Genomic DNA, 18,344 nt, shown 5'->3' with positions numbered 1-18,344 from the left:
ACACCGCGCCCTGGGGGCTGCGTGATCTGGCGACCGGCGTGGGATAGTCACCCGGTGAAGTTCGACGCGTCGACGGGCAGACTTGAAGTGCTGACCGGCGTCGACGGGGTGGCCGCCCGGATGGGTCATCGACTGACCATTCTGGTGCAGTCCTGGAGTGCCGAATTGACCTGGGACGGCGACGAACCGGCCACACTCACCCTGACTGCGGACGTCAACTCGTTCTCGGTCGAAGGCGGCGAGGGCGGCGTCACGCCGCTGTCCCCGCCCGAGCGGGTGGTGGCACGAACGAACGCACTGAAAACGATGTCCTCAAAACGGTTTCCACACATCACCTTCGAATCGTCGACCATCGAGTCCATCGACAACGGGTATCGACTCACAGGCCAACTGGAGATCCGAGGACAACGGCGCGAGCATGTCGCCGACGTGACGGTCGCCGGCGCCACCGTGACGGCGCGCAGCGGAGTCCGGCAATCCGACTTCGGCATCAAGCCTTACTCGATGATGATGGGCTCACTTCGCGTCGCCGATGAGGTGACCGTGACCCTCAATGCTTCTGCCACAGACAGTCACCGCTGAGGGTGATGTTGAAGACCACTGGCAGCACCTCGAGATCGAGCGGCTGGCCAGGCTGGCCGGTTGTGGTCTGGGCGGGGCCCACCTCACCGGCGGACACCACCGCAGCCTGCTCGGCACTGCACACCGCCGATGGATCCAGGGGCGTGGCAGTCCACGGGCCCGACATGATCTCCGGGTTGCGCAAACCCTGGCCGTGCAGCGTGATCCCGGCGGAATCGCTGACCCAGATGCCGCTGTTCGGGTAGGGGTCGTCGAACGGCGCCCAGGTGCCACCCGAACAGGTGAGCACCGTGGCGTCCGCCTGTTTTGTCAACGCACCCGCCGGGCACTGACCACCGAGCTGCGGTGACGCTGACGCCACCGGAGCCAGCGTCACCGCTGCGACCACCGCTGCCACCACGTACTTCATAACGGTCCTATCGCCACCAAGCGGCCGGGTGCTACACGCGACTCAGGTCGGTGCGCATCAACGCCACGTTGTACTCGTTCCACTGCGACAGGTTCCAGTACAGCATCTGCGGATCCTCGGCTGAACCGTCCGCTTTCTTCAACAGCGTCGACCCCGACCACGGGTGGATCATCGGCGCGTACAGGCCCGGGTACTGCGAGGACGTCGCCAGCGTTGTCGGTGTCGACCAGGTGCCCTGCGGCGTCGACGACGTCCGCATCACCACGTTGTTGCCGCTGTCGGTGTAGAGCATCACGTACTTCTTCAGATACGGGTTGTACTGCACCGACATCTCGCCCGCCGAGGGGTACGTGGTGTTCTTGACCAGGCCGAAAAAACTGGTGGTCGTCTTGCCCGGCAGGATCGGTTTGGCCGCCGCCGGGTTGTTCTTGACCCAGCTGGTGCCGTTCCAGTACTCGTACTTGGTCTGGTCCAGGATCTGCTGGTCGTTGACCCGCGAAAGGTAGATCGTGCCGCCGCGGCCCGCCGGGGTGCCATAGGAGTACACCCAGGCCGAACCGTCCGCCGCTTTGACATAGGCGCCCTGCTGGAAGTTCTGGTTGCCGTTGACGAAGGGCTTTGTGGACCGTCCCGCGGCAGCGGCCCTGATGCTCGACGCCGGCACCACCGTCCAGTTCTGGCCGTTGTCGTCGGACCAGATGATGCCCGAATAGTTCGTGGTCCACCGGCCCGGTGTATCCCAGGACCGCACCGACATGAAGTTGACGTATTGCCGCGTCGCCCCGTTGGCGCCCGCACCCGGGACGGAGATCGCCGCGGTCGGGATGATGGTCACCTCGGAGCCCACGGCGTAGCCGTACTTACCGATGATCTCCCGGGAGAAGTTCGGGTTGGTCATCGGTGAACCGCTGTAGGCACCAGGGTCATGGATGATGCCATTGGGCACGTACAGGCCGTTGGACAGCACGTTGTCGGCGCTGCGCAGCAGGACGTTGTTGCGCCAGTCGCCCGTCATCCCGGGCTTGGAGAAGGTGTCGCCGAAGGCGATGAGCACTTGGCGTTGCTCCACGATCGCGGTGGCCGGGTTGTCCTTGGTGATGCCGTTGTCCCACATGACGCCGACGTCGGTGCCGGCGATACCGAAGCGCTTGACCGTGTCGTTGATGCTGTTGGCTCCGGTGAGCCAACCGATGCGAGTGGTCACCGGGGTGGTGACAGCAGCCTGGGCGATCGGAGCTGAGGCAGTGCTGAGCGTGCGGGCCTGGGTCTCAGTTTCTCGGCGCGTGCCCAAGGTCAGCAGTGAGACCAGCAGCGACGACTGCTGCGGGGCCGACGGGCGGAGGTCCTTCGGCGCCTCGAGTCTGACGCCGTCCAGCGCCTGAGTCACCAGACGTGTTGGTGCTGAGAGGGTTTCGGCTGCGACCGTGCGGATCTGCTGGACCGCCTTCGGCGTCTTGGCGGGTTTGTCGTCGGGTTCGTCGTCGGGTTCGTCGTCGGCTGCCGCGTCCGCCTTGGCGCTGTCCTTCTTCTCGGAGCTGTCCTTCTTCTCGGAGCGCAACGCTGAACGGCGGGTGGGTTTGCTGTCGTTTTTGTCTGCCTTGGCAGTGTCGTCTTTGTCTGCCGTGGCAGTGTCGTCTTTGTCTGGCTTGTCGTCTTTGTCTGCCGTGGAGTTGTCGACCTTGGCGGTCTCGGACTTCTTTTTCGACTGTTCCGAGGTGCCCGTGCCGGTGTCGGCGGTGTCGGCAGCAGCTGCCCCCGCGCCCGCCACCACAGCGAATCCCACCCCGAGGGCAACCGCAAGACCGCCCACTCCACCGATATGTTCCGCTGCGCGCATGACTCCCCCTCCAAGGAACGCCCCGACCGTAAGACTCTCGGACGAACACCCCGGGCTTGCCGAAGAGAGTGGCATCAGGATGACACCGACGACAGGATCGTGCTGAACTTTCAGCAAACTTCCTATCGTCGACTGCCGATTCGGCGTTACCGAGAGCCACCCGGCGATACACTTCGGCAACTGCTCCGCCTACGGGGAAGGCGCAACGATGCCGCAATCCCAGCTCACTACGGTGGCGGCGGCTGTGTGCACCGCGGTCCTTGTGTGTGCACCAGTAGCAGAGGCACAGCCGTCCGCGTTACGGGCGATTGAGCCCGGCCGATTACAGGCTGTCGTCGACACAGCTTCGCAGGAGATGCTGATTCCCGGCGTCTTCGTGTCGGTGCAGACGCCCGAGGGGACCTACACGGCCGCCGCCGGCTCCACAGAACTGGGAACGTCGATTCTGCCCCGGCCCGAGACCCATTTCCGCATCGCGTCGAACACCAAAACCATGACAGCAGCGCTGATAGTGCTGCTGGCGCAGGACGGCGCACTGGCACTGGATGATCCGGTGTCGGCGTATGTGCCAGATGTACCCAACGGCGAGAACATCACGCTCGCCCAACTGCTGACGATGCGCAGCGGACTGTACGGCTACACCGACGCCCCCGAACTCTCGTCGGCGCTGGATGCCGACCCGGACCGCACCTGGACGCCCGCGGAGGTGCTGGCGTTGGCTTTCGCGCGTGCGCCGTTGTTCGATCCCGGAGCCGAATACGACTACAGCAATACCAATTACGCACTGCTGGGGCTGGTGTCCGAAAAGGTCGGGGGTCAACCTCTCGCGGTGCTGTTCCGGGAGCGGTTGTACGGCCCGTTGGGGTTGACGCAGACACTGCTGCCCGCGGGTACCGACATGCCGACACCGTTTTCACACGGATACATGTATGGCGGGACGTCGTACGCACTGGTCGATTCGGAATATCCCGTGGACATGCAGAACGCGGCCCACGCCGGAACACTGCTGCCTGACGACTACAGCTTCCAGAACCCGTCCTATGCCAGCGCGGCTGGCGGCGCCGTCTCCACCGCAGCCGATCTGGGAGTCTGGATCCGAGAGCTGGTGTCCGGCAGAGTGTTCAACGCCGAGTGGCAACAGCGCTGGCGCAACAGTCTGGTACCCGAAGATCCCGCGGCTCCGGACGGGCAGAAGTACGGATATGGCATCAGCCACCAGCGGTTCGGTCCACAGGCGGCGATGTACTACCACGGCGGCGAGCTACCTGGATTCAATTCGTTCATGGGCTACGACCCGGACAATGATGTGTCGCTGGTGATCTGGACCAATCTGACTCTCTCGCCTGACGGTAGGACGACGGCAAACGCGCTGCTGCCGTCGGTGTTGCGACTGGTCTATCGAGAGCTTGATTTCTAGGCGTCCAGACCGTGCCGACGACAATCCGCGAGGTTGGTGAGCTGGAGATCACGCCTCGCAGACTGCCGCCGGCAGACTCGTCGTGTTGGTGTTGTGGTCAGGGAGCCGGGACCGTCACGCAGACGCCGCCGACACAGCCTCCGCCGCCTTCCGGGCCACCGCTGCCGCCGCCGACGCCTGGAATGGAACCACCGCCGCCCTCGGGTCCACCACCGCCGGTCGGTCCGCCGGGCACTCCGCCGCCACCGCCTTCAGGACCGCCGCCACCCGTGGGTCCACCCGGGATGGAACCACCGCCACCTTCGGTACCGCCGGTGCCCCCGGGAGCCTCGGCGGTGGTCTCGGCGGGTGCCGGGGTGGTGGTGGTCGTCATGGTGGTTTCGGTGGTTTCGGTCGTGGTCTCCGAGGTGGTGGACGTTTCCTCGGTACTGTTGCTGCCTCCACAGCCAACCAGCAGCGTCATCGCTGCCGCACCGGTGAACAGGGCGAATACCGTACGTGCTGATGTGCTCATCGTCCGCGAATACCCGACACCGCGGCGAAGAAACGTGGCGCTACTGCGCTTTGCTGACCGAGGACATGTGGAAGTCGGGAATGCGCAGCGTCGGCATGGTGGCGCGGGTGGCCCAGTCGCCCCACTCGCGCGGCAGCGTGGGTTCGGCCACCCCGGCCTCGGTGGCGCGGCGCAGCAGATCCAGGGGGCTCTCGTTGAAGCGGAAGTTGTTCACCGCTGCGGTGACCTCGCCGTCCTCGATGAGGTACACCCCGTCGCGGGTGAGGCCGGTGAGCAGCAGCGTGGTGGGGTCCACCTCGCGGATGTACCAGAGCGTGGTCAGTAACAGCCCACGCTCGGTGCCTGCCACCATGTCGGCGAGGTCGGCGGTGCCACCGGTCATCAACATGTTGGAGGCACCCACAGCCACAGGAGCGTCGAATTCGGCAGCCGCGGCCCTCGGGTAGGCCAGTGAGTTGATCACGCCGTCGCGGATCCAGTCCACCCGTGGGATCACCAGGCCGTTGTCGAAGACCGACAGCCGTTCGGTGGAACTGCCGACATGCACGAACGGCGCGCACTCCTGGCCAGGTTCCACCGGATCGGAGTACAGGGTCAACGGCAGGTCGGTGAGTCGCTCCCCCACCCTGGTGCCGCCACCGGGCGCCGACAGTGCGCTGCGGCCTTCCTGGGCGCCGCGGCCGTCCATCGTCCAGCCCAGGTAGATCATCATGTCGGCCACTGTGGACGGCGGCATCAGGGTCTCATACCGGCCGGCGGGCAACTCGACTGTGCGAGCAGCCCACCCGAGCCGGAGGTTGAGATCTTCGAGCAACACTTCGGTGGGGACATCGATGAACCACGGCGTGCTGACGCCGGCCCAGGCGCTGGCCCCGTTGCGCTTGGCGTTGATCTCCACGGTGCCGGTGGGCTGGGTGAACCGCCGCCGCACACCGGTGGAGGTGGCCAGCCAGGTGGTTTCCACGACGTGGTGGGCGAATCCGTACAGCTGGTCGGCGCCGGCGAATCCACGGGCCAGCGAACCTGCCACCGAGCCGAACACCTCGGCACCCGTGCCGGGGTTGGGGCTGTCCCAGTCGTCCGGGATGGCGCTGTCCACCAGCAGTGGGAAACCATCGCCGGCTTCTGGGGCCGAGCGTGCCGCCAGCTGTGCCGCCGTGACCAGAACCGGGATGGCGTCAGGGTCAACGTCGGAGGACTGCACAGATCCGACGTGTGCGGTATCACCTTGGCGCACAATCGAAATGATGGTCGTGTTACGGCTGACCGACACACCGTTGGTGGTCATGGAGTTGCCCGCCCAGCGCAGTGACGCGTCGGTGGTGTCGGTGACCAGGACGATGGTCTCGTCCGACCCGCTGCCCTGACTGGCCGCGGCCAAGGCGATCTCGACAACCAATGGCGCGGGAATCATGAACGACACCTCTCGAGGGACTCAGGACTTCTCGCGCTACGCGGCGCGATCCTTCGGACGTCCACTTCGCGCGCCTCGACCTTCATCCGCGGCCTCCTTCGATGCGGGTGTTGAGCACGTTGACGCCGCGGAACAAGGCCGACGGGCACCCGTGGCTGACGGCGGCCACCTGACCGGGTTGGGCTTTGCCGCAGTTGAACGCACCACCGAGCACCCAGGTCTTCGGTCCGCCGACGGCCTCCATCGAATTCCAGAAATCTGTGGTGGTGGCCTGATAGGCGACGTCACGCAACTGGCCGTCCAGCCGGCCGTCACGGATCCGGTAGAACCGCTGCCCGGTGAACTGGAAGTTGTAGCGCTGCATGTCGATTGACCAGCTCTTGTCGCCGACAACGTAGATGCCGTCGGACACCCGGGAGATCAAGTCCTCGGTCGAGACATCCTCGGCCGCCGGTTGCAACGACACATTGGCCATCCGCTGGATCGGTACGTGGTGCGGCGAATCAGCATAGGAGCAGCCGTTGGAACGCGACTGGCCCAGTCTCGGGGCGAACACACGGTCAAGCTGGTAACCGACGAAGATCCCGTCACGCACCAAATCCCAGCTCTGTGACTGCACTCCTTCGTCGTCGTATCCGATGGAGGCCAGACCGTGTTCGACGGTGCGATCGGCCGTCACGTTCATCACCGGTGAGCCGTAGCGCATGGTGCCCAGCTTGTCGGGGGTGGCGAACGACGTCCCGGCGTAGGCTGCTTCATAGCCGATGGCGCGGTCGTATTCGGTTGCATGGCCTATGGATTCATGGATGGTGAGCCACAGGTTGGATGGGTCGATCACCAGATCCGTCGGCCCGGCCGTCACCGATGGCGCCTTGACCTTCTCGGCCAACAAGCTCGGCAGCTGGGCCAGCTCGTCGGACCAGTTCCACACCTCGTCGCCGGCGAGCACTTCCCAGCCACGCCCGTACGGCGGGGCCAGGGTGCTCATCGACTCGAACGAGCCGGCGGCAGCGTCCACCGCCACCGCGTCGAGCATCGGCATCACCCGCACCCGCTGCTGGGTGATCGACGAACCGAAGGTATCGGCGTAGAAGGTCTGCTCTTTGACGGCGTTCATCCCGGCCGATACATGGTCGATGCCGTCGGCAGCGAGCAGGCGTCCGGCGTACTCGCCGAGCAGTGCGATCTTGTCCGGTGTCGGCACGTCGAACGGGTCGATCTCGTAGTTCGACACCCACGTGGCGTCGCGGTAGACCGGCTCGGCGGCCAACTCGATGTGCTCGGCATTCAGCGGTTCCAGGGCTGTCGCCACCGCCACGGCCCGGCGCGCCGTCTCAGCGGCGACATCTGCGGACAGTTCGGCGTGTGAGGCGAAACCCCAGGTGCCGTTGACGATCACCCGCACCGCCAGCCCGATCTCACGGGATTCCACCGCACTTTCGAGTTCGCCGTCGCGCATCTGGATGTTCTCGCTGGTGATCCGGTGAATCCGCAGGTCGGCGTAACTGGCGCCGGCTTCGACAGCCGCCGTCAACGCGGCGTCGGCCAATACGCGGCGGGGCAGGGCCAGGAAATCGGGGTCGACCGGACGGGCGCTCACGGGTCCCCACGTTAGCCTCCGCACCCCATCGACGCGGATACTGGACCACGATGGAAAAAGACCGGGCACCCGTGATGAGCGCGCTGACACCTGCCCTGCGCGAGGAAATCGACCGACTGCTGCACACCAGCGATCCCGCTTTCAACCACGGCGAGGTGCTGCGCAACATCGAAGCAGGCGCGACAGTCGAGCAGATCGCGGCCAAGCACCGCAGGACCGCCGCCGACGTCGAGGCGTACATGAAGAGCCTGCAGCATCTGCTGGTGGGCACCATCCCTGCCAGTCGATCTGCGGCACGCACCAATGCGGCTGCGTACCGGGAGTTGCTGGCCCGCGAGCTTTCCCTGGAGTTGCGCAGTTACGCCGAGGAGCGACTGCAACGACTGCTGGCCATCAACCCCGACGCCACCCGGGTGGCGGCCGCACCGGTGCGCGCTCGCGTCACCAAGCCGAAGTCGACGACCAAACCCACGCGCACTGCTGTTCCGGAGCCGACGCGGGACAAGATGTGCCCACAGTGTTTCACCGTGCACGCCGGTGACTGCTACTGAACCACGGTGGCCAGTCCGCTGTCGTAACCGGCGGCGGTGCGCGCATCTCACCACCCGGGCAGCAGCTGGTGTGCCACGTGCTGCTGGAACTCCGATGCGGGCCCGGTGCTGGAGGACACCGGGCGCAGCAGCGCGGACCACCAGGACGTGACTTCGCGGCCGGGCTGGGAGCTCACCCACCTCTACCCCCGCCCACCCTGGGCCTGCCACCGTCCGAAGACGTTCGCGCACAACCCGATTTGGCGCACCTACCGCCCGCACACCGAACATCCTGAGGTCGATGTCTTCGCCGGCCACCACACCGGTTGAGTACATGGAGCCGGTGAAACGCGCCGGTGAGGGACCCTGCGAGCTGCCACCGACGCGCCGGTTCACGCCTGCCAAGCGGGCCATCGGCGTCGGCCGGTGACCACCGCCGCCTAAGCTGGGGCCCGTGAAACTGAAGACGATCGCCGTGGCCGCGGCCGCCGCCGCTGCCGTGGGGCTCGCCGGTTGCGGGTCGGACAGCGCAGGTGAAGAATCGACCGCCGCCTCGAGCGCGTCATCGGCAGCACCTGGCTCCCCCGGTTCGACGATCCCCACACCGCAGCCCAGCGCACCCCCCGCCACGGGTGGCTCGATGACGCTGAGCGGCTACCTGCAGACCGTCGGCATCACCGAGACACCCGCACGCCCCGGCGAGGACGGTGCGCCGCAGATCGAACTGCCGATGCCCGCCGGCTGGGAACAGGCCATCGACGTTCCCGGCGACTCGTTCTGGGCCATCATCTCGACCACGCCGCGCGACCCGAACAACCCCGGCATCATCCAGGCGGTGCTGAGCAAGCTCAGCCAGGACATCTCCGTCGACACCATGTTCACCTACGCCGCAGGCGAATTGCAGAACCTTCCCGGCTACCAGGCGCTGGGCCAGGGCGGCCGAGGCCAGCTCGGCGGCGTGGAGGCCTACCAGATCGGCGGACAGTTCGACAACAACGGCGTGACCACCCTCATCGCACAGAAGACGTTGCTACTCAAGAGCGCCGGCGGCACCTATGTGTTGAAGGTGCGTGCCACCGGGCCCGCGGACGACGCACAGGCGCTGGTGTCGGCGACGGCGGAGTTGGACCACAACACCGTCATCATGCAGTAGCTCTCAACACAGGTAGTTCACGTGCACGCCGCCGCTACCGCTGGAACCAGAGAGCAACAACGTCGATGTCACCGAGAAGATGGACAGCCAAACGCTGGGTCACGGTGAGTACTGGAAGGAACCGAAGCTGCGTGACGACATCACGACGTACTTCGCGACCGCTGAAGTGACTGAGCGCCAATCGGACCCGCTGCTCGACGCGTGCTGCCGGTGCCGGTCCTGACTGATCAGTGCACTCCTTCCATGTGCCTGCTGATCCACGGAGCGATGGTGAAGGTGATGACGCCGACGACGACGGTGATGACGCCGAGGATGCCGAAGTAGGCCACCTCGTGGTCCGGATCGTAGTACCCGGAGAGCACCCCGGACATCGACGTGCCCAGTCCCACCGACAGGAAGTACAGTGCCATCATCTGGGCCCGGAACGCCTCTGGCGCAAGCTTTGTGGTGACGGACAATCCGATCGGCGACAGCAGCAGTTCGGAGACCGCGAACACGCCGAGGATGACAAAAACAATCAGGCCGGGCACTTTGGCCACACCGGCCAGCGGCACGAAGCACAGAAACGCCAGACCCATCCCGATGACACCGTAGGCGAACTTGCGGGGTGTGGTGGGGGCGCGCTCACCCCAGCGGGTCCACAGCACGGCCAACAGTGGCGAGAGTGCGATGACCCACACCGGTTCGATGGAACCGATCCAGCTCGAGGGCGCCGTCCAGCCGAAGATCGACCAGTCCATCCGCTCATCGGAGTACACCGCCAACACCGTGAAGATCTGCTGGAACAGCGACCAGAACACCGCGTTGGCGATGAACAGCGGGATGAACGCGCGCACCCGCGTGCGCTCCGGGGCGGTCACCCGCTGACTACGGAGCATGATCACGAAGTAGGCGACTGCGGCGACGATGATGACGCCGGTGGTGAATTGCGACAGGTTGTCCAGCGTCACCCAGCCCACGACGATCACCACAGCGACCATCACCACCGCGGCTGCGAAGGTCCCGACGGCCTTGCCGATGGCACTGCGCGGCAGCGGGTTCGGCACATCGCGACCGTGGGCGCCGAGGTTGCGGCGGAACACCACGTACTGCGCCAGACCGAGAGCCATGCCGACAGCTGCGGCGCCGAACCCGACGTGGAAGCCGATTCTGGTCTGCAGCAGCCCGGTGAGCAGCGGGCCCACGAAGGCGCCCAGGTTGATGCCCAGGTAGAAGAGGGTGAACCCGCCGTCGGCGCGGGGATCGCCCTTGGCGTACAGGGTGCCCAGCAGCGAGGACGCGTTGGCCTTCAAGGCTCCGGAACCCAGCGCCACCAGCACCAACCCCACCCCGACACCGGCCATACCGGGCAGGACCGCCAGTGCGATGTGCCCCGCCATCACCACGATGCCGCCGTAGAACACGGTTCGTTCCATGCCGAGCACCCGGTCGGCGATCCAACCGCCGAGAATGGTTGCCAGATAGACCAATCCGCCGTAGGCGCCGACGATGCCCGTCGCCGTGGCCTGCGGCAACCCCAGCCCGCCGTCGGTGGCTGAGTAGTACAGGTAATAGCCCAGGATGGTGAGCATGCCGTAGAAGGAGAAGCGCTCCCACAGCTCGACGCCGAAGAGGTTGGTCAACCCGATGGGATGGCCGAACAGTGTCCGCGACGTGTCTTGTTGGTGAATCGCCATCAGCCCACCCTCCCACCGTGAGTCGGATTAGTCAGCCTGTCGCCGACGTCGGTTATTGCCCCGAACGTCAACGCGGGCGCCGACATCGGTGGCGCCCCAGGTCAGGCGCCCGGCCGGTACGACTGCCGGAGCAAGGAGCCAACAAGCGCGCGAGAGCGCTGTCGTGCGATTGTTCAGCGGGCCGAGCTGGTGCCCAGGACGGTCAGCTCTGCCACCAGCGCCAGCGCGCAGACCACGACGACGATGGCCATGGTGATCCAGTCTCGGCGCGCCGGTTTGGATTCGGCCGCGGAGATCTGCCCGGTGCCGCCGCGGGCGGTGATGGCGTCACCCATCTCGTCGCCGCGACGCAGCGAGACGGTGATGGCGGCGGCCAGCAGATCGACCAGCTCGATACCCCAGCGGCGGCGCTTGTCCTTCCGCGTGGTCAGCGGCGGCCGCGGACGCAGTTTGCGGGCGGCGAACAACACGCGGAATTCGTCGATCAGCATCGGGAAGGACCGCAGCGCCAGCGCCAGTGTCACAGCCCAATCGTCGACGGGGATCCCCAGCCGCCGGAAGGGTCGGCCAAGTGTGGCCACGGCAGGTGCCACGTCGGAGACGTTCGTCGTCCACGACACCATGGCGCCCAGCGCCAGCAGCACGATGGACAGCGCGGTGATGCGCAGGAAGTTCAGCAGGCCACCCAATCCCACCGTGACCGAACCCACCACGAACTCCGGGGCCCCGCCGGCAAACGAGGCCGTCAACCCGCCGATGAACAGGAAGATCCACAGCCACAACGGAATCGACGGCAACACCCCACGCGGGATGCGAGCCAGGTAAGCCGCCACGGCGACCAACACCGCGACCAGCCCGATGGGCACCCAGCCCGGATAGAACGTCATCAGCACCCCGAGGACGAACACCACGAGCAATTTGGTGCCCGCCCACAACCGGTGGATCACGGAGTCGCCGGGCACCGGCCGCAGCAACACCACCGAACGCGGTGTCGGGTTCCGCGGCGGCGCGGACTCAGAAGTGGTCATGACATGCCTCCCGCCGACGTCGTCGACACCGGCTCCATCACGCCGTCGCGCAGATGCAGGATCCGTGGGCACAGCTCTTCGAGCCCCACGAAATCGTGCGAGATCACCACGACGGTCAGGCCTCTGTTCTTGCGCAGGTCTTCCAGCAGGCGCAGCAACCCGGCCTGGCTCTCGGCGTCCAGACCGGCCAGCGGTTCGTCGAGGATGAGCGCCTTGGGTTCACGAGCCAGCAGTCCGGCCAGCACCACGCGACGCATCTGGCCGCCGGAGAGCTGGTCGGTGCGCCGCCGCGCCAGCGACGAGTCCAGGCCGACGGAATTGAGCGCCGCGTACACCCGTTTCTTGTCACCAGGCTCGAACCCCGCAGCCGAGGCCACCTCGAGGTCGACGCGGGCACGCATCAGCTGCAGCCGCGCCGCTTGGAAGGCCAGTGCCACCGATCCCACCCGCTCGTGAGCGGGTTGGCCATCCACCAGTGCGGTACCGAAGGTGGGCACGGCCAGGCCGGCCATGATCCAAGCCAGCGTTGATTTGCCCGACCCGTTTCCGCCGTGGATCAGCACGCCGTCTCCTTCGTGCACGGCAAAGCTGATGTTCTGCAGTGCGGGCTTGGCCCACGGGGTGCCGGTGCCGTACTCGTGGCTCACGCGGTCGAGTTCGAGGACGGGCGTGCCCTTCGGCTGGCTGCCGTTGGCGACGGTGGCGGCCGGGGCCGCGGCGGTGGCGACCATGGAGGTGTTGTCAGCCGAGGCGCTGAGGTTTACGGCGCGGTCGGCGCTGTCAGCCTCGTTGTTGTAGTGGGTGATGTGCACCAGCGACATGTCGTGGCGCTGGGACAGTCCCGAGAGCACATCGAGCAGTGCGTCGCGTCCGGCCTGGTCGACCATCGAGGTCACCTCGTCGGCGATCAGCATGGCCGGCCGGCGGGCCAGCGCCGCGGCCACTGCCAGCCGCTGCAATTCGCCGCCGGAGAGCCCGCCGGTGTCACGCTCACCCATCCCGGCCAGCCCCACCTCGGACAACAACGCCTCGACGTCGGTGTGTGTCCCGGGCGGCAGACCCCACACCACGTCGTCGGCGACCCGAGTGCCCAGCACCTGGCTCTCGGGGTGTTGCATGATCACCGCGGTACCACCGAGGGCACCCAGTCCGACCCCGCCGTCGCGCTCGATGACGCCCGAGCTTGGTTGACGCCCGGCGAGCAACAACATGAGCGTGGTCTTTCCGGAACCGTTGGCGCCGGTGATCGCGACATGCTCGCCCGTGCCGATATCCAGGCTGACCGGCGCCAGAGCGTCGTGGTCGGCGTTCGGGTAGCGGAACGACACGTCGCGCAGTCGTACCGGAACCGGCGCGGGAGTTTCGGCGACGTCGACCAGGTCCAGTTTGTGGACGTCGGGAAGTCCGCGCAGCCGGTGCAGCACCTTCGACAGCGCCCACCACCCCATCAGCGTGACGCTCATGATCGCGAAGATGGCGTAGCCCATCATCAGCCACGGCCAGTAGCTCAGCGCGACTTGGAAGAAGTCCTTGAGATCCTGCGAGGTCTGCTCGAGCGCAGGAATGCGCGCCAGTATCGCGGCGGTGCCGTCGACGTTGGCCGTCATGGAGGCAAAGATCAGATTTCGCAGGCGGGAGAGCACTGCCAGGGCACCGACGACAAAGAGACCGAACAGCACGCCCGCCACGAACGAGGCAGCCACCACGGTCGGGGTCCCGCGACCGCGGCGACGCACCACGCCGGCGAGGCCGCCGATGTAGGCGCAGTTCGCGACCGTCATGAAGCCACCCAGCCCCGCGATCAAAAAAGCGATGATCCCGGCTGCGACGGCGGCGGAGAGCAGCACCCGGACCCGATATCGGTACGCCAGCAGCGCCATGGGAACAGTGCCCAACAGCGAGAGTGCGGCGGCGAAGGGAACGACGACGGCGATGATGGCGGTGGCGGCGCACAACGCGGCCATGACGGCGGCCTGCGCGATTTCTGCCGGACGGAGTGACCTGGCCGATCTGGGCACAGCGGCCGCGGGGCTCGAGGTCATTCTTCGATTCTGCCAGTGACTCCACAGATTGAAATGCATAGGGTTTCTATGTAACCTATGATTCATGACGACTGCCAGCGCCCCAGACACTACCGGCCTGGGCGCCGACTTACTCAGCGTTGTGGCTCGACTCAACCGATTCGCGACACAGCGCACCCAACTCCCCCTGCCCTGGGCGCAGGCGCGGCTGCTCTCGACCATCGAAGACCGGGGCGAAGCCCGGATCTCCGATCTCGCCGAGCTGGACCACTGCTCCCAGCCGACCATGACCACCCAGGTGCGCCGCCTCGAGGACGCCGGCCTGGTGACACGCACCCCCGACCCCGGTGATGCGCGCGCCGTCCTGATCAGGATCACCGAGACCGGAATCGAGGTACTGGCCCGGGCGCGGGTGGATCGCGCAGCCGTCATCGATCCCCTGCTGGAGCAGTTGACCGACGCCGAGCGATCCGCCCTGAGCACCGCGGTCGACGTGATGCGGCAGATGCTGCGGACAGCACAGAACAGTTAGACAGGCCGGGCTCAGCGGGCCTCCCCGCTGAGCCCTTTTTTTGCCCAAATAGATAGGAAAACTATATGTGGCGCCAACCAAAGGCGGTGTGGGCGGTGGCGTTCGCCTCCGTCGTGGCATTCATGGGCATCGGACTCGTCGATCCCATCCTCAAACCGATTGCCGACAACCTCGACGCCACGCCGTCACAGGTCTCACTTCTGTTCACCAGCTACATGGCCGTGATGGGAGTGGCGATGCTCATCACCGGAGTGGTGTCCTCACGCATCGGGCCGAAGCGCACCCTGATTCTGGGTCTGGTGATCATCATCGCCGGCGCCGGACTGGCCGGACTGTCGGACACAGTGCTCGAAATCGTCGGCTGGCGCGCCCTGTGGGGGCTGGGCAACGCGCTGTTCGTGGCGACCGCACTGGCCACCATCGTCAACTCTGCCCGCGGATCGGTGGCTCAGGCGGTCATTCTCTACGAGGCGGCGTTGGGGCTGGGCATCGCGGTCGGCCCGCTGGTGGGTGGCGTGCTGGGGTCGATCTCCTGGCGCGGGCCGTTCTTCGGGGTGTCGGCGCTGATGGCGGTGGCGGTGCTGGTGACGGCGCTGCTGCTACCCGCCACTCCCCCCGCCGCCCGTTCGACGTCGCTGCTTGACCCGTTCCGCGCGCTGCGACACCGCGGACTGCTGGGTGTGGCCATCACCGCGCTGCTGTACAACTTCGGCTTCTTCACCCTGCTGGCGTTCACGCCCTTCCCACTGGACATGGACGCCCATGGCATCGGGCTGATCTTCTTCGGCTGGGGTCTGGCACTGGCGTTCACCTCGGTTGTGGTGGCACCGCGATTGCAACGCCAATTCGGCACCGTGCCCACCTTGGTGGCGAACCTGCTGCTGATGACGGCCACCCTGGCAGTGATGGCGGTGCTCACCGACTCCAAGGCCGTACTGGCGGTGTGCGTGATCATCGCCGGTCTGTGGATCGGTGTGAACAACACGCTGATCACCGAAACGGTGATGAAGGCCGCTCCGGTGGAGCGCGGAGTTGCCTCTGCGGCATATAGTTTCGTGCGCTTCGCCGGCGCGGCGTTGGCGCCGTGGCTGGCCGGTGCGCTGGGCGAGCAGGTCAGCGCACACCTGCCGTACTGGGTGGGTGCGGGTGCTGTGCTGATCGGCGCGGCGGTGCTGTTCGTCACGCGACGCTGGCTGACCGGGATCGACGAACCCGAGACGGAAGTGGAGTTCGCCGAAGACGAGACTCTGGCGTCAACGAGTTAGACACCGACACGGCACCCCATGTGGGGTGCCGTGTCGGCTGTGATGTCTAGCGAATGGTGACATACACCGACTGCACTTGCTGTGTACCGAAGTTGCGGTCATGACCGGTGTAGTTGTCGCGCAACCGCAGACCCGATGCCGGATGGTTGAAGCTGGGGCCCTCCCCCACCGAAACGACGTTGGCCTCGTTCAGCGGGGCGTTGCCCAGCCGGTTGACGATCACCTTGTACCCCTGCGCCTCCAGCGAGGAAATGGTGTCCTGGGCGTTGCCCACTCCCGTGGGGGCGGCCAGCGCCGGGGCGGCCAAGCCCAAAGTAGCTGCGGTGAGGGCTGTTCCGACGATTGTGGCGACGGTGAATTTCTTCATGATCCTGCTTCTCTCTTCGAGTGCCTGGGAATCGTGGCTCTCGGTGAGTCGCGGTTCTACTTCTCACAACCAGACCAGGAGACCGATGATTTCCGTTGGCAGTGATTGATCGCGAGGTGGCAGAAACTGCACGTCACATGGCGAACAACAGGAACTGGGTGACCTGACTGTCGCTGAAGTTGTCGTCGCTGACCAGCACCATCGACTGACGACCGTCCGGAAGCAGCGGCCCGAGCGTCAAGCCTTCGACGTTATCGGGATCCAGCCCCGGAATGGTCGCCAAATCGGCCAGCAGCGTCTTGGTCATGGCACCCACCGGTGCCCCGATCAGGCTCGGCCGGTGCAGCACATCCTCGGCGTCGGCGATGCTCGCACGGTAGATCCGTACCTCCGAGTGGGTGCCGAAGCCGCGCTCCAGCACCAGGAAGGTCCCGTCGTCGAGAGCCAGCAGGTCACTGAGGCCGTTGTCGCCACCGGGCCCGGCTGTCACCGCATCCAGTGGATAGGCGAATTGCCCTGTCGCCATGCCGGTCTGAGCGTCGTACCGGGTCACTCGGGTCAGGGCGCCCGCATTCTCGTCGGGGAGCGGGCCGTCGGCGTAAACCGGCCCCTCCATCGCGGCGAACACCGAGGCACCACCAGGAGTCAGCGTCAAACCCTCCAGCGCGCGGTTCTCGCGGGGGCCCTGCTCATCCGGCGAGACACGCAGACCGGGCAGTAAGTCGAACTCCCCGAGCGGGGCGCCGTCGAAGCCGGCAATCCGGACCCGCGGGTGTAGCAGCAGTCCGCCGTCGACATCACGGGCACCTTCGCTGGACCAGTACAGCCGGTGCCGGCCGGGGTCGACGGCGATGCCTTCGGCGTCCGGTGGAGCGTCGGCGGCCAAACCTTGGAAGGCAGTGGTGCCGACGAACTGGACGTCACTGATCCGGTTGTCGGACAGCGTGATCCGCGCAGTGTAAAAACGGGCCGGATTGTGCTCGGAGCGATCGTCGCTGACGATGTAATACAGCTGGTCGACCGGGTTGTAGCTGATCCCGGACAGCCCGCCCACCAGGGTGCCGTCATACCTCGTGTCCGCGGGGAACTCGACCTTGCCCAGATAGGTCAGCACCGGCTCCTCGGCATGGGCGACAGGCGGGCTCAACAGAGCGACGGCGGAAGCGACCAGCACGATTCGGCGATGCATGGGGGCAACTTAGATGCGGCAGGTGAACATCAGGCGACGACAGCACCGATCAGATGGCCGACGACATAGGTGGCCGCGATGGCCAATCCGCCGAAAGCCAGCTGCCGCAGGCTGGCGAAGTACCACGGTTTGCCAGTGAAGCGGGCCGCCAGACCTCCTGCTACGAGCAAGCCCAGCCCGCCGCACGCCAGCCCCGCCCACAGGGATTCGAAGCCGAGCAGGAACGGGATCAGCGGAATGATGGCGCCGATTGCGAACATCACGAACGACGACCCCGCAGCCACCCATGGCGACGGTTTCTCGGTGGGATCGACGCCGAGTTCCTGCACCAGATGGAAGTTGGTGGCCTTGTTCTCGTCGCGATGCAGTTCCTCGGTGGCCTGGGCGGCGGTCGGCTCGCTCAGCCCCATCTGCATGAGCATCTGCACCAACTCGGCCTTCTCGCCGTGCGGGTTTGCCTGAATAGCCCGGCGTTCCACCTTCACTTCGGAATCGATCTGCTCATTGGCCGTCGTCACGGACGTGTACTCGCCGAGCGCCATCGAGAACGACCCCGCCAACAGCCCGGCAACGCCGGCCAGCACAACGGCATCCGCAGCAGCCGCAGCGGCCACACCTGCGATCAGCGCGGTGTTGGACACCAGACCATCCATCGCTCCGAACGTCGCTGCCCGCAACCAACCGCCGCTGACATCGGAGTGCTTGTGGTCGTGCTCGTGAGGGAGCCTGATCTGCTCGGACATGAGGTCATCTAACGCCATTTGCCCGGTGGTTTGCGACATCACAGTTTTCTCGGGACCGCGACGGGTT

18 protein-coding genes are annotated in these 18,344 nt (G+C 66.1%); 7 read left to right on the top strand and 11 right to left on the bottom strand.

Annotation, left to right across the window (positions count from 1 at the left end; all coding sequences use genetic code 11):
- Nucleotides 1–54 precede the first annotated feature (54 nt).
- Entirely contained in the window at nt 55–582 is a 528-nt protein-coding gene (locus BVC93_RS21670) for a YceI family protein (RefSeq protein WP_236950056.1), read from the top strand.
- Here the strand turns inward: BVC93_RS21670 and BVC93_RS21665 are convergent.
- Both BVC93_RS21665 and BVC93_RS21660 read right to left on the bottom strand, forming a co-directional pair.
- Nucleotides 551–991 carry a hypothetical protein gene (locus BVC93_RS21665; protein ID WP_083739268.1) on the bottom strand — a complete coding sequence of 147 codons (441 nt, stop codon included), beginning with the start codon at nt 989–991 and terminating at the stop codon, nt 551–553. The genes BVC93_RS21670 and BVC93_RS21665 overlap by 32 nt on opposite strands.
- 31 nt (nt 992–1,022) lie before the next feature.
- Nucleotides 1,023–2,828: a DUF4185 domain-containing protein gene (locus tag BVC93_RS21660; protein WP_157517023.1), complete on the bottom strand. Its 1,806-nt coding sequence runs from the start codon at nt 2,826–2,828 to the stop codon at nt 1,023–1,025.
- 355 nt (nt 2,829–3,183) lie between these two features.
- Between BVC93_RS21660 and BVC93_RS21655 the strand changes: the two genes are divergently transcribed.
- Nucleotides 3,184–4,245: a serine hydrolase domain-containing protein gene (locus BVC93_RS21655; RefSeq protein WP_442928969.1), complete on the top strand. Its 1,062-nt coding sequence runs from the start codon at nt 3,184–3,186 to the stop codon at nt 4,243–4,245.
- A gap of 97 nt (nt 4,246–4,342) precedes the next feature.
- Here the strand turns inward: BVC93_RS21655 and BVC93_RS33215 are convergent, their stop codons facing one another.
- The 3 genes from BVC93_RS33215 to BVC93_RS21640 form a co-directional block, all read right to left on the bottom strand.
- On the bottom strand, nt 4,343–4,759 hold the full coding sequence (locus BVC93_RS33215) for a hypothetical protein (RefSeq protein WP_157517022.1): 417 nt from the start codon (nt 4,757–4,759) through the stop codon (nt 4,343–4,345).
- Between the two features lie 40 nt (nt 4,760–4,799).
- The gene (locus BVC93_RS21645) at nt 4,800–6,173 is read right to left on the bottom strand and encodes a metallopeptidase TldD-related protein (protein ID WP_083739266.1); all 1,374 of its coding nucleotides are present in this window, start codon (nt 6,171–6,173) and stop codon (nt 4,800–4,802) included.
- Nucleotides 6,174–6,255: 82 nt separating this feature from the next.
- Nucleotides 6,256–7,773, bottom strand: coding sequence for a TldD/PmbA family protein (locus BVC93_RS21640; RefSeq protein ID WP_083739265.1), 1,518 nt, complete (start codon nt 7,771–7,773; stop codon nt 6,256–6,258).
- Nucleotides 7,774–7,823: 50 nt separating this feature from the next.
- On the opposite strand from BVC93_RS21640, the gene BVC93_RS21635 reads away from it, so the two are divergent.
- The 3 genes from BVC93_RS21635 to BVC93_RS21625 all read left to right on the top strand — a co-directional run bounded on the left by BVC93_RS21635 (nt 7,824) and on the right by BVC93_RS21625 (nt 9,456).
- Complete coding sequence (locus BVC93_RS21635) at nt 7,824–8,324, top strand: hypothetical protein (RefSeq protein ID WP_083739264.1); 501 nt, start codon at nt 7,824–7,826, stop codon at nt 8,322–8,324.
- 36 nt (nt 8,325–8,360) lie between these two features.
- Nucleotides 8,361–8,633 carry a hypothetical protein gene (locus BVC93_RS21630; RefSeq protein ID WP_157517021.1) on the top strand — a complete coding sequence of 91 codons (273 nt, stop codon included), beginning with the start codon at nt 8,361–8,363 and terminating at the stop codon, nt 8,631–8,633.
- A gap of 124 nt (nt 8,634–8,757) precedes the next feature.
- Nucleotides 8,758–9,456, top strand: coding sequence for an LpqN/LpqT family lipoprotein (locus BVC93_RS21625; RefSeq protein ID WP_083739262.1), 699 nt, complete (start codon nt 8,758–8,760; stop codon nt 9,454–9,456).
- A gap of 227 nt (nt 9,457–9,683) precedes the next feature.
- On the opposite strand, the gene BVC93_RS21620 is transcribed toward BVC93_RS21625, so the two are convergent.
- From BVC93_RS21620 to BVC93_RS21610, 3 genes are all read right to left on the bottom strand, one after another.
- Nucleotides 9,684–11,132 (bottom strand): peptide MFS transporter, encoded by a 1,449-nt coding sequence (locus tag BVC93_RS21620; protein ID WP_083739261.1) that lies wholly within the window; start codon nt 11,130–11,132, stop codon nt 9,684–9,686.
- A 173-nt stretch (nt 11,133–11,305) separates the two neighbouring features.
- Entirely contained in the window at nt 11,306–12,160 is an 855-nt protein-coding gene (locus tag BVC93_RS21615) for an energy-coupling factor transporter transmembrane component T family protein (protein ID WP_083739260.1), read from the bottom strand.
- The gene (locus BVC93_RS21610) at nt 12,157–14,202 is read right to left on the bottom strand and encodes an ABC transporter ATP-binding protein (protein WP_083739259.1); all 2,046 of its coding nucleotides are present in this window, start codon (nt 14,200–14,202) and stop codon (nt 12,157–12,159) included. Before BVC93_RS21610 ends, BVC93_RS21615 begins: the two co-directional genes overlap by 4 nt.
- A 64-nt stretch (nt 14,203–14,266) precedes the next feature.
- On the opposite strand from BVC93_RS21610, the gene BVC93_RS21605 reads away from it, so the two are divergent.
- Nucleotides 14,267–14,713, top strand: a complete 447-nt coding sequence (locus BVC93_RS21605) for a MarR family winged helix-turn-helix transcriptional regulator (protein ID WP_083739258.1) — start codon at nt 14,267–14,269, stop codon at nt 14,711–14,713.
- Between the two features lie 65 nt (nt 14,714–14,778).
- Entirely contained in the window at nt 14,779–15,978 is a 1,200-nt protein-coding gene (locus tag BVC93_RS21600) for an MFS transporter (protein WP_083739257.1), read from the top strand.
- 46 nt (nt 15,979–16,024) lie between these two features.
- Here BVC93_RS21600 and BVC93_RS21595 read toward each other — a convergent pair whose 3' ends face one another.
- The 3 genes from BVC93_RS21595 to BVC93_RS21585 all read right to left on the bottom strand — a co-directional run bounded on the left by BVC93_RS21595 (nt 16,025) and on the right by BVC93_RS21585 (nt 18,277).
- Nucleotides 16,025–16,345 (bottom strand): hypothetical protein, encoded by a 321-nt coding sequence (locus BVC93_RS21595; protein WP_083739256.1) that lies wholly within the window; start codon nt 16,343–16,345, stop codon nt 16,025–16,027.
- Between the two features lie 133 nt (nt 16,346–16,478).
- The gene (locus BVC93_RS21590; RefSeq protein ID WP_083739255.1) at nt 16,479–17,534 is read right to left on the bottom strand and encodes an esterase-like activity of phytase family protein; all 1,056 of its coding nucleotides are present in this window, start codon (nt 17,532–17,534) and stop codon (nt 16,479–16,481) included.
- 29 nt (nt 17,535–17,563) lie between these two features.
- A complete protein-coding gene (locus BVC93_RS21585) occupies nt 17,564–18,277 on the bottom strand; it encodes a VIT1/CCC1 transporter family protein (RefSeq protein WP_083741220.1) in 714 nt (237 codons plus the stop codon).
- Between the last annotated feature and the right edge of the window lie 67 nt (nt 18,278–18,344).

This window comes from Mycobacterium sp. MS1601 (assembly GCF_001984215.1).
GTDB lineage: Bacteria > Actinomycetota > Actinomycetes > Mycobacteriales > Mycobacteriaceae > Mycobacterium.
Note: the sequence above shows the minus strand (reverse complement) of the source record. Positions and strands in the feature narration are given on the sequence as shown.